This window comes from Sphingomonas baiyangensis, from assembly GCF_005144715.1.
In the GTDB taxonomy this organism is placed as follows: domain Bacteria; phylum Pseudomonadota; class Alphaproteobacteria; order Sphingomonadales; family Sphingomonadaceae; genus Sphingomonas; species Sphingomonas baiyangensis.
Map to the genome: position 1 here is coordinate 1,044,341 of NZ_SWKR01000002.1, position 14,465 is coordinate 1,058,805.

Annotated in this window: 15 protein-coding genes; 2 read left to right on the forward strand and 13 right to left on the reverse strand. The window is 67.0% G+C overall.

Annotation, left to right across the window (positions count from 1 at the left end; all coding sequences use genetic code 11):
• Positions 1 to 4: 4 nt before the first annotated feature.
• From fabZ to rpsB, 11 genes are all read right to left on the reverse strand, one after another.
• Positions 5 to 487 carry a 3-hydroxyacyl-ACP dehydratase FabZ gene (gene fabZ / locus FBR43_RS08270; protein WP_136942709.1) on the reverse strand — a complete coding sequence of 161 codons (483 nt, stop codon included), beginning with the start codon at positions 485 to 487 and terminating at the stop codon, positions 5 to 7.
• A complete protein-coding gene (locus FBR43_RS08275; RefSeq protein WP_136942710.1) occupies positions 484 to 1,131 on the reverse strand; it encodes an OmpH family outer membrane protein in 648 nt (215 codons plus the stop codon). Before FBR43_RS08275 ends, fabZ begins: the two co-directional genes overlap by 4 nt.
• A 41-nt stretch (positions 1,132 to 1,172) precedes the next feature.
• Positions 1,173 to 3,887, reverse strand: coding sequence for an outer membrane protein assembly factor BamA (bamA, locus tag FBR43_RS08280; RefSeq protein WP_136944098.1), 2,715 nt, complete (start codon positions 3,885 to 3,887; stop codon positions 1,173 to 1,175).
• Positions 3,888 to 4,006: 119 nt separating this feature from the next.
• Entirely contained in the window at positions 4,007 to 5,140 is a 1,134-nt protein-coding gene (locus FBR43_RS08285; RefSeq protein ID WP_136942711.1) for a M50 family metallopeptidase, read from the reverse strand.
• Positions 5,137 to 6,294: a 1-deoxy-D-xylulose-5-phosphate reductoisomerase gene (locus FBR43_RS08290; RefSeq protein WP_136942712.1), complete on the reverse strand. Its 1,158-nt coding sequence runs from the start codon at positions 6,292 to 6,294 to the stop codon at positions 5,137 to 5,139. Before FBR43_RS08290 ends, FBR43_RS08285 begins: the two co-directional genes overlap by 4 nt.
• Positions 6,291 to 7,088, reverse strand: coding sequence for a phosphatidate cytidylyltransferase (locus FBR43_RS08295; RefSeq protein ID WP_317128318.1), 798 nt, complete (start codon positions 7,086 to 7,088; stop codon positions 6,291 to 6,293). The genes FBR43_RS08290 and FBR43_RS08295 overlap by 4 nt, the downstream gene beginning before the upstream one ends.
• Positions 7,085 to 7,810 carry an isoprenyl transferase gene (locus tag FBR43_RS08300; protein ID WP_136942713.1) on the reverse strand — a complete coding sequence of 242 codons (726 nt, stop codon included), beginning with the start codon at positions 7,808 to 7,810 and terminating at the stop codon, positions 7,085 to 7,087. Before FBR43_RS08300 ends, FBR43_RS08295 begins: the two co-directional genes overlap by 4 nt.
• 43 nt (positions 7,811 to 7,853) lie before the next feature.
• The gene (gene frr / locus FBR43_RS08305; RefSeq protein ID WP_136942714.1) at positions 7,854 to 8,411 is read right to left on the reverse strand and encodes a ribosome recycling factor; all 558 of its coding nucleotides are present in this window, start codon (positions 8,409 to 8,411) and stop codon (positions 7,854 to 7,856) included.
• Between the two features lie 15 nt (positions 8,412 to 8,426).
• Positions 8,427 to 9,149, reverse strand: a complete 723-nt coding sequence (pyrH, locus tag FBR43_RS08310) for a UMP kinase (protein ID WP_136942715.1) — start codon at positions 9,147 to 9,149, stop codon at positions 8,427 to 8,429.
• A gap of 116 nt (positions 9,150 to 9,265) precedes the next feature.
• Entirely contained in the window at positions 9,266 to 10,198 is a 933-nt protein-coding gene (tsf, locus tag FBR43_RS08315; protein ID WP_136942716.1) for a translation elongation factor Ts, read from the reverse strand.
• A gap of 100 nt (positions 10,199 to 10,298) precedes the next feature.
• On the reverse strand, positions 10,299 to 11,132 hold the full coding sequence (gene rpsB / locus FBR43_RS08320) for a 30S ribosomal protein S2 (RefSeq protein ID WP_136942717.1): 834 nt from the start codon (positions 11,130 to 11,132) through the stop codon (positions 10,299 to 10,301).
• 266 nt (positions 11,133 to 11,398) lie between these two features.
• On the opposite strand from rpsB, the gene FBR43_RS08325 reads away from it, so the two are divergent.
• A complete protein-coding gene (locus FBR43_RS08325) occupies positions 11,399 to 11,614 on the forward strand; it encodes a hypothetical protein (RefSeq protein WP_136942718.1) in 216 nt (71 codons plus the stop codon).
• Here the strand turns inward: FBR43_RS08325 and pssA are convergent.
• The gene (gene pssA, locus FBR43_RS08330) at positions 11,565 to 12,347 is read right to left on the reverse strand and encodes a CDP-diacylglycerol--serine O-phosphatidyltransferase (RefSeq protein ID WP_136942719.1); all 783 of its coding nucleotides are present in this window, start codon (positions 12,345 to 12,347) and stop codon (positions 11,565 to 11,567) included. The genes FBR43_RS08325 and pssA overlap by 50 nt on opposite strands.
• On the reverse strand, positions 12,347 to 13,078 hold the full coding sequence (locus tag FBR43_RS08335) for a phosphatidylserine decarboxylase (protein WP_136942720.1): 732 nt from the start codon (positions 13,076 to 13,078) through the stop codon (positions 12,347 to 12,349). Before FBR43_RS08335 ends, pssA begins: the two co-directional genes overlap by 1 nt.
• 120 nt (positions 13,079 to 13,198) lie before the next feature.
• Here FBR43_RS08335 and FBR43_RS08340 point away from each other — a divergent pair, with 120 nt between their 5' ends.
• Positions 13,199 to 14,419 carry an NADP-dependent isocitrate dehydrogenase gene (locus FBR43_RS08340; protein ID WP_136942721.1) on the forward strand — a complete coding sequence of 407 codons (1,221 nt, stop codon included), beginning with the start codon at positions 13,199 to 13,201 and terminating at the stop codon, positions 14,417 to 14,419.
• The last annotated feature ends 46 nt before the right edge of the window (positions 14,420 to 14,465 follow it).

Genomic DNA, 14,465 nt, shown 5'->3' on the forward strand with positions numbered 1-14,465 from the left:
AGGCTCAACCCGCCTTGGGCGGATCGGCGATCATCGCGGTGAAGTTCGCGGTGGCGGCGACCTGATCGCCCAGCAGCGCGCGGCCAGCGAACTTGCACACGCTCGAACGCTTCTGGACGAACTCGACCTCGAGCGTCAGCAGCACGCCGGGCTCGACGGGCTTCCTGAACTTGGCTTCCTCGATCGCCATGAAATAGACGAGCTTGCCCGAACCGGCGAGCCCGAGGCTTTCGACCGCGAGAACGCCGGCGGCCTGCGCCAGCGCCTCGACGATGAGCACGCCGGGCATGATCGGACGACCGGGGAAATGGCCCTGGAAGAAGCCTTCGTTGATCGTCACCGCCTTTACCGCACGGATCGAGCGATCGGGCACGATCTCCTCGACGCGATCGACGAGTAGCATCGGATAGCGATGCGGCAGCGCCGCCATCACCCGCTGGATATCGAGCGGGCCGATGGCGGTGCGGGCGGTGTCGGCCTCGCTCACCGGCCCTGCGGCGCCGCAGGTGCCGGCGTCGCGGCTGCGGGTGCGGCCTGCTGCTGGCCCTGGCCGCCGGGCTGCCAGCCGGCGGGCGGCGTGATCGTCACGCTCGGCACCAGGCGGTTGAGCTCGGCGGCGATGTCGGCGGTGATGTCGTTGGTGGGCTGCGTGAACAGCGTCGCTTCAGGACGAAGCAGCAGCGAGACCTTCTTGCGAGCGACGGCGGCGTTGACCGCGGCCTGGAGCTGCGCACTGATCTGCTCGAGCGCATAGGCGCGCGCGCGTTGTGCCGGCTCGGTCAGCCGCGCGAGCTCCTGATTGGCGGCCTGCTCGCGCGTCTGGATCGTCTGCGCCTGCGTGCGCAGCGTGTTCTGGTTGGCGTTGGGCTGCGCGGCTGCCGTCTGGTACGCCTGGATCAGCGGCGCGAGCTCGGCCTGCAGCGCCTGCTGGCGCGTCTGCGCCTGCTGAATCTGCGCGGCATAGGTCGTCTGGATCTGCGACTGGGCGGTCTTCCACGCATTGCTCTGCGCGACGGCGCCTTCGGGATTGGCGACGGCGATACCCGCGGTCTGCGCCGATGCCGGGACGGCGACGGCAGCAATGGCGAGCGGCGCCGCGACGGCGGCGAGGAAATGGCTGGGACGGATCATGAGCGTTCGATTCCTTGGGGTTGCGATAGATGGCGACGCGATCAGAAACCCGCGCCGACGTTGAAGGTCAACAGCTTGGGGTCGTCACCCTCGACCGAATAGACGTCCTTGGCGAGATCGATGCGCAGCGGGCCGAACGGCGAGTTCCAGTTGACGCCGATGCCCACGGTGATGCGCGGACGCGGCGAATCACCGACGAAACGCTCGAGGAACGGCGCGATCTGGTTGGTCGCGGCGATGTTGGTCTCGGTGCCCGTGCAGGTGCCGCCGAACGTCTCCGAATAGCCCGTCGAGCAGGTGGTGAGGCGCGTGCCCGTCAGGCCGTTCTGCGTGAATGTGTTGCGGAACAGCGGCTGGCCGTCGTTGCTGAGGACCGGCTGGTTGACCGGGAGCAGCTGCGGCGAACCGTCGACGTTGAAGACCGGGTTGCCATTGGCATCGGTCGCCTGCGTGAAGGTGACGGTGGGCAGCGGTCGCGTGACGTTGAACAGCGCACCCGCCATCACATAGACCGAAGGCCGCAGGCCCAGCTCGGACGCGCCCGAGCCGAGCGGAATCTCGAGCTCGGCCTTGGCGAGATAATAGGCCTTGCCGCCCAGCGCATCGTCGACGATCTGGTCGCGATCGGTGACGAGGATGGTGTTGCCGTCGTCGTCGGTGGTGAAGGGGATGCGCTGGATGCGCGGGCCGACGCCGCGAATGTCGAAGCCGCGGAACTGCGGCTCGCCCAGATAGAAACGGTCGATGATGCGCACCGGATCGATGCCGGGGCCACGGCTGTCCTCGAGCGACTTGATATAGCCGCCCTGCGCCGCGGCCGAGAAAATGAAGCCCGAACCGGCGTTGAAATATTTGATGCCATCGAAGCGCGCGCGCGCATAGCGCACGTCGCCGCCGAGGCCGGCGAAATCGGCGCCGACGAGCAGCCGCTGGCCGGCGGTGGGACGCAGGCGGCTGTTGAGGCTGTCATAGACGAGGCTGACGCCCACCAGCGAGGTGATGCGGTTGCCGAGCTGTTCGCACAGGAAGCGGCCGGCGCGCAGCGGATCGCACTGGCCATTGGTGAAGAACTGGCTCTCGTCGAGCGTGACGTCGTCCTGTTGCAGATTGTAGCGCGTCGACAGCGACCAATATTCGGTCAGCGGCACGCCGGCGACGATGTTGAAGCCCGTCGACACCTGCTGGAACGTGGTGTTGCGATCGTTGCCGATGAAGTTGAAATTGCGGAAGTCGCGGCGGAACACGGTGCCGCCGAGCGCGATGTTGCGATCGAACAGATAGGGTTCGGTGAAGCCCAGCTCGACCGAGCGCGAGAAGCTCGAATAATTGACCTGCGCGCGCAGATCCTGCCCCTTGCCGCGGAAATTGCGCTGGCGGATCGAGCCTTGCAGGATGAACCGCTCGAGGCTCGAAAAGCCTGCCGACAGCGACAATTCGCCGGTCGATCGTTCCTCGACATTGGCATTGAGCACCACGCGATCGGGCGCGCTGCCCGGCTCCTCGGTGATCTCGAAATTGTCTTGGAAGAAACCAAGCGAATTGATGCGGTCCTGCGAGCGGCGGCGCAGGAACGAGTTGTAGGCATCGCCCTCGCCCAGCCGCATCTCGCGCCGGATCACCTCGTCCTGCGTCTGCGTATTGCCGGTGATGTTGATGCGCTCGACATAGGTACGCTGCGATTCGGCGATCGCGAGCGTGATGCCCATGGTGAGGTTTTCCTCGTTGCGGAAATATTCGGGCCGCACATCGGCAAAGGCGTAGCCGAACAGCCCCGCGGTCTCGCTCAGTGACGTGACCGAATCCTCGACGAGCTTGGCGTTGAACCATTCGCCCTTCTTGATCGGCAGGCCAGCGGCGAGCTGCTCGTCGTTGAAGTCGCGGATGCCGCTGTCGACCGCCACGTCGCCGAAGCGATAGCGCGGGCCTTCCTCCACCACATAGGTGATGATGAAGTCTTCCTTGTCGGGCGTCAGCTCGGCGACCGCGGAGATGACGCGGAAGTCGGCATAGCCTTCGGTCAGGTAGAATTGCCGCAGCTTCTGCTGGTCGAACGCCAGACGATCCTGATCGTACGACGTGTTCGAGCTGAAGAAGCGGAACCAGCGCGACTGCTTGGTCGCCATCTCGCCGCGCAGCGCATCGTCGCTATACTGCTCGTTGCCGATGATGTTGATCTGGCGAACCTTCGACTTCGGCCCCTCGGTGATCTCGAACACCACGTCGACGCGGTTCTGATCGAGATTGACCTGCTTGGGCTCGACCACGGCGGCGAAACGGCCCTGGCGGCGATACAGCTCGATGATGCGCGCGACATCGGCACGCACTGCGGTGCGCGTGAAGATCTGCCGCGGCGCCAGCTTGATCTCGGGCAGGATCTTGTCGTTCTTCAACCGGCGATTGCCCTCGAGCACGACGCGGTTGATGATCGGGTTCTCGCGCACGCGCACGATCAGGTCGCCGGTCTCGACGCCCTCGATCTGCACTTCGGCGATGAGATCGGACGCGTAGAGATCACGGATCGCGGCGTCGATCAGCTCGTTGGTGTAGGGCTCGCCGACGCGCAGCTTGGTATAGCTGAGCACGGTATCCTGCTCGATGCGCTGCGAGCCGACGACGCGCAGCGACTTGATGACGCGCGCGGGCTGCGCGGGTGGCGCGATCGGCGCCCGCGGGGCCTGAGCCTGCGGCGCCTGCGGAGCGGCGGGCGCCTGCTGCGCATGGGCGACGCCTGCCAGCATCGAGCCGGCCAGCAGCATCGCCGTGGCGCGCGCGCCATAATGGGTAGCCTTGATCGCGGTCACCTTCGTCCCACCCCGAAATAAGAAAACATCGCACTCGCCGGCACGCCGGCCCGCACGCCCCTGCCCGAAGCGCACTATCCGATCAAGCCGGCCAGCCCGCGCCATACACCGAATGCGCCCAGATCGTTGATCGTCACGAAGAACATCAGCGCCAGCACCGCCGCCAATCCGCCGCGATACGCCCATTCGACCAGCCGCGGGTCGGCAGGCCGCCGCCGCACCGCCTCGATCGCATAGAACATCAGATGGCCACCATCGAGCATCGGGACTGGCAACAGGTTGATGAATCCCAGATTAATCGAGACGAGCGCGACCAGCCCGACGAACTGCGCGAGCCCGAGCGAAAGCTGCTGGCCCGATACCTGCGCGATGCGCAAGGGGCCGCCCAGCTCGTCGATCGAGCGGCGGCCGGTGACGATCTGGCCCAGCGTCTCGACCATCATGCCGATGATGTCGCCGGTGCGCTCGATGCCGACGAGCGGTGCGCGCAGCAGGCTCACGGGTTCGCGGACGGGATCGCCTGCGGTCACGCCTACCAGCCCGATGCGATATTCGTTGCCGAACCGATCGCGCTCGCGGCGCAGACCGATTTGCAGCTCGGCCTCGCGAGGCTGGCCCGCCCGCTCGAACGCGATCGTCGTACGCTCGCCGGGGCGGATATGCGTGTAGGCCGCGATATCGTCGAACGTCTCGACAGCGTTGCCGCCGATCGTGCGCACGCGGTCGCCCGCCTGCAAGCCGGCGGCGGCGGCAGGCGTACCCGCGACCACCTGGCCGATCACCGGCGGCGTGCGGCTTTCGCCATAGGCGAGCGCGAAGCCGGCGAGGATGAGCACCGCGAGCGCGAGGTTGATCGCCGGCCCCGCGGCTACAATGATCGTGCGCTGCCACAATGGTTTGGACTGGAAGGTTCGCTCGCGTTCAGAAGTCGGCAGTGCGAGCCATTCGACGCTCGGCTGGCTGGCGGGGTTCATGTCGCCAGCGAAGCGCACATAGCCGCCGAGCGGCAGCCAGCCGAATTGCCAGCGCGTGCCGCGCCGATCGGTGAACCCCGCGATCTCGCGCCCGAAGCCGACCGAGAACGCCTCGGCATGCACGCCGAACCAGCGCCCGGCAAGATAGTGGCCAAGCTCGTGCACGAACACCAGCGGCCCGAGCACCAGCAGGAACGCGATGACGGTGAAGATCAGGCCTGGGCTCTCGATCAAGCGACGCAATCCTTTACCCGCGCGGCGGCGTTGCGCCGCGCCTCGCCGTCGATCGCCAGTACCGCATCGACATCGTGCGGCGCAGGCGGATCGTAGCTCGCCAGCGTATCCTCGACGATTGCGGCAATTTCGAGGAAGCCGATGCGCCGCTCGAGAAACGCGGCGACGGCGATCTCGTTGGCGGCGTTGAGGATCGCTGGCCGCGCGCCGCCGGCATCGAGCGCCTCGCGCGCCAGCCGCAGCGCGGGGAAGCGATCGGGATCGGGCGCCTCGAAATCGAAGCGGCCGATCGCGGCGAAATCGAGCGGCGCCATCGGCGTTTCCATGCGATCGGGCCAGGCGAGCGTGTGCGCGATGGGCACGCGCATGTCGCTGGGGCCGAGCTGTGCGAGGATCGAGCCGTCGACATATTCGACCATCGAATGGATGACCGACTGGCGGTGCACGATCACCTCGATCGCGTGCGCCGCGACGGGGAACAGGCGCGCGGCCTCGATCAACTCGAGGCCCTTGTTCATCAGCGTCGCCGAATCGATCGATATCTTGGCGCCCATCGACCAGTTGGGATGCGCTACCGCCTGTTCGGGGGTGACGGCGGCCATCGCTTCGCGGCTCCAGTCGCGAAACGGGCCGCCGCTCGCGGTGAGGATGATGCGCCGCACGCGTTCGGGGCGCGCTGAGTCCATACACTGGAAGATGGCGTTGTGTTCGCTGTCGGCGGGAAGCAGCGTCGCGCCCGATCGCGCGGCGGCGGCAAGGATGACCTCGCCCGCCGAGACGAGCGGCTCCTTGTTGGCGATGACGACAGTGCGTCCGCCCTCGATCGCCGCCAGCGTGGGGCCGAGGCCCGCACAGCCGACGATCGCGCTCATCGTCCAGTCGGCGGGCATGCGCGCGGCTTCGCACACTGCTTCGACGCCGCCGCCTGCCTCGATACCGGTGCCCGCCAGCGCCTCGCGCAACGCGGGCAGGCAAGCGGCGTCGGCGACCGCAGCGAAGCGCGCGCGCGTGCGGATCGCGGCTGCCGCCAGTGCGGATACGTCGCGGTTCGCGGTGAGCGCGACGACGGCGAAATCGTCGGGCGCGCGCTCGATGAGGTCGAGCGTCGAGGTGCCGATCGACCCCGTCGCGCCGAGGATGCTGATGCGCCTCATGCGAGCGCTCCCACGCCGATCACCGCGAGCGCCGCGAGCGGCGCGACGGGGACGACGCCATCGAGCCGGTCGAGAAAGCCGCCATGGCCCGGCAGCAGCGTGCCCGAATCCTTGATGCCCGCCTGGCGCTTGAGCCAGCTTTCATAGAGATCGCCCATGGCCGAGACGACGGCGAGCAGCGGCGTCAGCAGCGCCAGCCAGGGCGACAGACCCCAGCTCATCATCGCGCCGCCGAAGATCGCCGCGGCAAGCACGCCGCCGACGAACCCCGACCACGTCTTGTTGGGGCTGATCGTCGGCGCGAACTTGGGACCGCCGACCGAGCGGCCGACGAAGAACGCCGCGGTATCGCACGCCCACACCAGCCCAAGCGCCCAGAGCGAGACGAACAGGCCGTTCTCGCCGGTGCGCAGGAAGGCCAGCGCCAGCGCCGGCAACCCGACATAGAGGATGCCGCGCGCGACATCGACGCGCCGCGTGATCGCCGCGACGAAGAAGAACGCGCCGACCACCAGCCCCAGCGTGAAGAAGCTCGCACCCGAAGCGAGCGGCGACAGGATGGCGAGCGGCACCGACAGCGCGAACAGCGCGATGCGCTTCTGGCGCGTGTCGATGCGATGCAGGTCGCACCATTCGGCCATCATCAGCATCGCGCCGACGACGATGAGCAGCCAGAACACGATGCCGCCGATCGCCAGCGCGACCGCGGCGACGGCGAGCATCGCGAAGCCTACCATGAGCCGCTGGTTGAGATTGGCCTTGCGCGCCTCGGCCTTCGCTTGCTCGGGCGTCACAGGCCACCGAAGCGGCGCTGCCGACGGCCGAACGTCTCGATCGCGTGCGCCAGCGTCGCGCCGTCGAAGTCGGGCCACAGCGTATCGACGAACAGCAGCTCGGCATAGGCGGCCTGCCACAGCAGGAAGTTCGACAGGCGCTGCTCGCCCGAGGTGCGGATGAGCAGATCGAGCGGGGGCAGATCGCGCGTGGTGAGCGCCGAGGCGAACGTCGCCTCGTCGATCGCTTCGGGATCGAGCGCGCCGTCGCGCGCGGCCCCGGCGAGCCGACGCGCGGCGGCGACAATCTCGGCCTGCGCACCGTAGTTGAGCGCGATGACGAGGATCGGGCCGGTGTTATGCGCGGTACGCTCGATCGCGCCGTCGATCATCGCGACCAGATCGCGTGAAAGCGCGTGATAGTCGCCGATGACGCGCAGGCGGACATTCTCGGCCACCAGATCGTCGAGCTCGGCGCGCAGGAAATGGCGCAGCAGCCCCATCAGGTCGCGCACTTCCTCCTCGGGCCGGCGCCAGTTCTCGGACGAGAAGGCATAGAGCGTCAGCACCTCGATGCCGAGGTCGCGTGCCGCGCGCGTGACGCGGCGCACGGCTTCGACGCCCTGCTTGTGCCCAGCGATGCGCGGCAAACGGCGGGCCTTGGCCCAGCGGCCATTGCCATCCATGATGATCGCGACATGCCGCGGCGCCGCAGCCGCCACGGGTGCGGGATGCGTGGCCATTAGCCGGCCGCCCCAAACACCGCCACATGCGCGCCGAACCGCGTCACTTGTTCAGGATTTCCTTTTCCTTGGCGCTTGCCGTCGCGTCGATGTCGGCGATCGTCGCGTCGGTCAGCTTCTGCACCTCGGTCTCGTGGCGCTTGCGCTCGTCTTCGGAATAGACGCCCTTCTTCTCGTCGGTCTTGAGCGCGTCCATGCCGTCGCGCCGCACGTTGCGCACCGCGATCTTGGCCTTCTCCGAATATTGTCCCGCGAGCTTGGCGAGTTCCTTGCGCCGCTCCTCGGTAAGGTCGGGGATCGGCAGGCGCAGATTCTGGCCGTCGACGATCGGGTTGAGGCCGAGGCCCGCCGAGCGGATCGCCTTGTCGACGGGGCCGACATTCGACTTGTCCCACACCTGCACGCTCAGCATCCGCGGCTCGGGTGCCGAAACGGTGGCGACCTGGTTGAGCGGCATGTGCGCGCCGTAAACCTCGACGGTGACGGGATCGAGCAGCGAGGTGCTGGCACGGCCGGTGCGCAGGCCGCTCAGATCGCCCTTGAGCGATTCGACGGCGCCGGCCATGCGGCGCTCGAGATCGGCCTTGTCATAAGCGGCCATGGGGACTTCCTCTCTTTATGGCTGGTTGCGGACGATCGTGGCGGTGCCCTCGCCGCGCAGCACGGCGGCGAGATTGCCGTCGTCGCGGATGTTGAACACCACGATCGGAATGTCGTTGTCGCGGCAGAGCGCCACGGCGCTGGCGTCCATCACCTTGAGGTCGTCGGCGAGCACGCGGCTGAAGGTGAGGCTGTCATAGCGCTTGGCGGTGGGCACCTTCTTGGGATCGGCATCGTAGACACCGTCGACGCTGGTGCCCTTGAACAGCGCGTCGCACTTCATCTCGGCCGCGCGCAGCGCGGCGGTGGTATCGGTCGTGAAGAAAGGCAGCCCGGTGCCCGCCGCGAAGATCACGACGCGGCCCTTTTCCATGTGCCGCTCGGCCTTGCGGCGGATATAGGGCTCGCACACGCTCGCCATCGGGATCGCCGATTGGACGCGCGTGTCGATGCCGAGCTTCTCGAGGGCGTTCTGCATCGCGAGCGCGTTCATGACGGTCGCGAGCATGCCCATATAGTCGGCGCTGGCGCGATCGAAGCCCTTGGCGGCACCCGCCAGCCCGCGGAAGATGTTGCCGCCGCCCACCACCATGCACACCTGAAGGCCCGTCTCGGTCGCGGCTTTCACCTCGCGCGCGACGCGGTCGCAGGTATCGGGATCGATGCCGAACTGCCCCTGCCCCATCAGGACCTCGCCCGACAATTTGAGCAGGATGCGGTTGATCTTGGGGAGTGTCATGGAATCCGATCGGGTCATTCAGATGGGCAGCAAAACGGCGCGGACCTTAGAAGGCCCGCGCCGTCGTGCCAACCGGATAGATGCCGTGCGAACGATCGCTGCGGCATCGGTAACGGTCAGGCCTTGTGGAGCCCCGCGGTGGCGGCGACTTCGGCGGCGAAGTCGCTCTCCTCGCGCTCGATGCCCTCGCCGAGCTGGAAGCGGACATAATCGACGAGCTTGATCGTCGTGCCCGCATCCTTGCCCGCCTTGGCGACCACATCGGCGACGGGCGTCTTGCCGTCCATCACGATGGGCTGGCTGAGCAGCGCGTTCTCCTTGGCGAACTTCTTGACCGAGCCCTCGACCATCTTGGCGATGATGTCGGCGGGCTTGCCGCTCTCGGCCGCCTTCTCGGTCGCGATCTGGCGCTCGCGCTCGAGCACGTCCTGATCGAGGCCGTTCTCGTCGAGCGCCAGCGGGAAGGCAGCGGCGACGTGCATCGCGATCTGCTTGCCGAGCGGCTCGAGCACGTCGACGCCGGCATCCGATTCGAGCGCCACGAGGACGCCGATCTTGCCGAGGCCGGGTGCGGCGGCATTATGGACATAGGGGATGACGGCGCCCTGCGACACCGACACCGCCTTGGCACGGCGCAGCACCTGGTTCTCGCCGATCGTCGAGATGTTGTTGGTCAGCACTTCCTCGACGGTGCCGCCCTCAGCCATCTTCACGCCCTTCAGCGCGTCGAGATCGTCGCCATGGTCGAGCGCGAGCGCGGTGACCTCGCGCACGAAGCCCTGGAAGATCTCGTTCTTCGCGACGAAATCGGTCTGCGAGTTGACCTCGACCGCGACGCCCTTGGTGCCGGCGACGGCAACGCCCACCAGACCCTCGGCGGCGGTGCGGCTCGACTTCTTGGCGGCGGCGGCAAGACCCTTGGCGCGCAGCCAGTCGACCGCGGCTTCCATGTCGCCATTGTTCTCGTTGAGCGCCTTCTTGCAGTCCATCATGCCGGCGCCCGAGCGCTCGCGCAGTTCCTTGACGGCTGCAGCCGTGATCTCGGCCATGCTTCGTTCCTTCTTCTAGAAATCGGGCGGGGTCAGTGCATCGCGCCCTGCCCCGCCCCGATGACAGTCTGGTGACGCGGGCACGCGGCCCGCGCCGGGATCAGGCGTTGGCCTGCTGCGCCTCGGCGGCAGGCGCCTCGGCAACGGGCGCCTCGGTGGCGGTTGCTTCGACGGCAGGCGCTTCCTCGCTCAGCGCAGGCTCGGCGGGCGGCTCGGCCATCGCGCCAAAGTCCTGGCTACGCATCTGTGCCTCGTTATTGCCGCGCGTGGCGGCGATCGCCATCGCTTCGCAATAGAGACGGATCGCGCGGCTGGCGTCGTCGTTCGCGGGCACCGGGAAGGCGATGCCGTCGGGCGAGACGTTCGAATCTAGGATCGCGACGACGGGGATGCCCAGCGTGTTGGCTTCCTTGATCGCCAGTTCTTCCTTGTTCGCGTCGATCACGAACATGATGTCGGGGATGCCGTTCAGGTCGCGGATGCCGCCGAGCGACAGCTCGAGCTTGTCCTTCTCGCGCGTGAGGTTGAGCACTTCCTTCTTCGTGAGGCCGTGCGTGTCGCCCGAAAGCTGCTCCTCGAGCGCCTTCAGCCGCTTGATCGAACCCGAGATCGTCTTCCAGTTGGTGAGCATGCCGCCCAGCCAGCGATGGTTGACGAAATGCTGGCCCGAACGGCGCGCGGCCTCGGCGATCGGCTCCTGCGCCTGGCGCTTGGTGCCGACGAACAGCACCTTGCCGCCCGAAGCGACGGTCGACGACACGAAGTCGAGCGCGCGCGCGAACAGCGGCACGGTCTGCGACAGGTCGATGATGTGGACGCCGTTGCGATCGCCGAAGATGTAGGGCTTCATCTTCGGGTTCCAGCGATGCGTCTGGTGGCCGAAATGCGCGCCCGATTCGATGAGCTGCTGCATGGTGACGACGGGTGCCGCCATAGGGATGCTTCCTTTCCGGTTAGTCCTCTGGGAAGCGAGCGACCGCTGTATCTCCAGCCTCGAAGGCCGGCAGCAGCACCGGGTTATGTGCTTCCCATGCGGGGTTGAGCGCGGGCCGTTAGCCGAAAGCCACACGTAATTCAAGTATTGACGTCAGAACGTTTGTGGAACATATGGGGTTCGAAAGCGGCACGTGGAACCGTTCGTCGCAATCGGTGTTCAAGCGTCTGGAATCGCCCGAATAATATTGCCCGAGGGAGGGTATCATGGGGTTGCTGCTCGTATCGCTGCTGTTCGCCGCCGCACTCGCGCTCGCCGTGGCGGTGATCTACCTCACCGTTGCGCCCGAATATGCGCGCATCCGCTCGCTGCTGGTGGATGGCGTAACGCCCGCCGCTCTGGTGGCGGTCCCTGTGCGTCGGCGCGTGCGCGTCAGTCCGCCGCGCCGGACGCTGGCGCGGGCGCTGCGCGAAGCCGCCTGACGCGGGCATAGCTCGCGATGCTGAACGGGATCGTCGCCAGATAGGCGACGCAGATCGCGGTCAGCGTCTGCCAAGGTGCCGACACCAGTGCGGCGGCAAGAACGACCACCACGATGATCGCCTCGAAACGCGCCGAGCGACGCAGCCGCAGCGACGACCACGAGAAGGTCGCGAGGTTCGAAACCATCAGGAAGGCGATGAACGCCACCCATGGCGCGACCAGCCATGCCGAGCCGAATACGGGCTCGCCCGACCAGAACCAGCAATAGAGCGGCAGCATCGCCAGGCCGGCGCCCGCCGGTGCGGGCACGCCGGTGAGAAAGCCCGCCGATTTGTGCGGCTGCTCGGCGACGTCGATCGCCGCGTTGAAGCGCGCGAGCCGCAGGGCGCAGAACACCGCGTAGATCAGCGCCACGATCCAGCCGATGCGCGGCAGATCGGACAGTGCCCACAGATAGATGATGAGCGCGGGCGATACGCCGAACGAGATCGAATCGGCCAAACTGTCGAGCTCGGCGCCGAACCGGCTCTCGCCGCGCACGAACCGCGCGACGCGCCCGTCGATGCCGTCGAGCACGCCCGCCAGCAGGATCATCAACACCGCGCGCTCCCACTCGCCCGACAGCGCGAAGCGGATGCCGGTGAGGCCCGAGCACAAGGCAAGCGCCGTAATGGCGTTGGGCGCGAACGAACGCAGCGGGATGCCGCGCGCCCGCGGAACGGGACGCGCCATTATTGCGCCACGCCCGTCGGCGCCTCGGCACCGCGACGGCCGATGATCGTCTCGCCCGCGATGCTGCGCTGGCCGAGGATCACCTGCGGGGCATAGCCCTCGGGCAGGAAGACGTCGACGCGGCTGCCGAAGCGGATGAGGCCGATACGCTGGCCCGCCACCACCATGTCGCCCGGCTTGACGAAGCCGAGGATACGCCGCGCCACCAGCCCGGCGATCTGCGTGAAGCCGATACGCAGCCCCTCGGGCGTCTCCACCACGATATGCTGGCGCTCATTCTCGTCCGACGCCTTGTCGAGATCGGCGTTGAGGAACTTGCCCGAGATGTAGATGACCTGCCGCACGATGCCGGTGACGGGCGTGCGATTGATGTGCACGTCGAACACGCTCATGAAGATCGACACGCGCATCATCGGCGCGTCGCTAAGGCCGTTGGGGCCGGCGAGCTCGGGCGGCAGCGGCACGCGCTGGATCATCGTCACCAGACCGTCGGCGGGTGCGACGATCAGCCCCTCGCCCTGCGGCGTGGTGCGCACCGGATCGCGGAAGAACGCCGCCACCCAGATGCCGAGCATGATGAGCGGCCATGCCACGAACCAGCCGAGCCAGATGAGCGCGACGAGCGTGACCGCCGCCACGATGAGCACATATTTGCGGCCTTCGGGGTGCATGGCGGGAAAGCGCCACTTCACCGTCGTGGTGCCGACGGGCGGCTTGTCGAGAGATGCCATCCCGCCGAGATAGCCGCGCCGCCCCGGCGATACAACGCTTCATCGCCCGCCGATGGTTGATCGCCCGGCGCCCGCCCTCTAGAGCGCGGGCAAACCTCCCTCAGGACAAGCGAGATATTGATGGCCAAGATCAAGGTGAAGACGCCCGTCGTGGAGATCGACGGCGACGAGATGACGCGGATCATCTGGGCGTGGATCCGCGAGCGCCTCATCCTTCCCTATCTCGACATCGACCTCGAATATTACGACCTCGCCGTCGAGAAGCGCGACGAGACCGACGACAAGATCACCGTCGACAGCGCCAGGGCGATCCAGAAATACGGCGTCGGCGTGAAGTGCGCGACGATCACCCCCGACGAGCAACGCGTCGAGGAGTTCGGCCTCAAGAAGATGTGGAAGTCGCCCAACGGCACGATCCGCAACATCCTGGGCGGTGTGGTGTTTCGCGAGCCGATCGTCATCTCGAACGTGCCGCGGCTGGTGCCGGGCTGGACCAAGCCGATCGTCGTCGGCCGCCACGCATTCGGCGACCAGTATCGCGCGACCGACTTCAAGGTGCCCGGCCCCGGCAAGCTGCGGCTGGTGTTCGAAGGCGACGACGGCGCGGTGATCGACGAGGAAGTGTTCCGTTTCCCCTCGCCCGGTGTCGCGATGGCGATGTACAATCTCGACGATTCGATCCGCGACTTCGCGCGCGCCAGCCTCAATTACGGGCTCGATCGCAAGTGGCCGGTCTATCTGTCGACCAAGAACACGATCATGAAGGCCTATGACGGGCGCTTCAAGGACATCTTCCAGGAAGTGTTCGAGACCGAGTTCGAGGACCAGTTCAAGGCCGAGGGCATCGAATACCAGCACCGCCTGATCGACGACATGGTGGCATCGGCGCTGAAATGGCACGGCGAATTCGTGTGGGCGTGCAAGAATTACGACGGCGACGTCCAGTCGGATACCGTCGCACAGGGCTTCGGCTCGCTCGGCCTGATGACCTCGGTGCTGATGACGCCCGACGGCAAGACTATCGAGGCCGAGGCCGCGCACGGCACCGTAACGCGCCATTATCGCCAGCACCAGCAGGGCAAGGCGACCTCGACCAACCCGATCGCCTCGATCTTCGCGTGGACCGGCGGCCTGAAGTATCGCGGCAAGTTCGACGGCACGCCCGACGTGACGCGCTTCGCCGAGACGCTCGAGCGCGTGTGCGTCGAGACGGTGGAAAGCGGGCAGATGACCAAGGATCTGGCGATCCTCATCGGACCCGACCAGCCCTGGATGACGACCGAGCAGTTCTTCGAGGCGATCCGCCAGAACCTCGAGACCGCCATGGCCGGTTGGAACTGACCCCCATCCCACGCGTGCACGAAACCCCGCCCTCACCCGGCGGGGT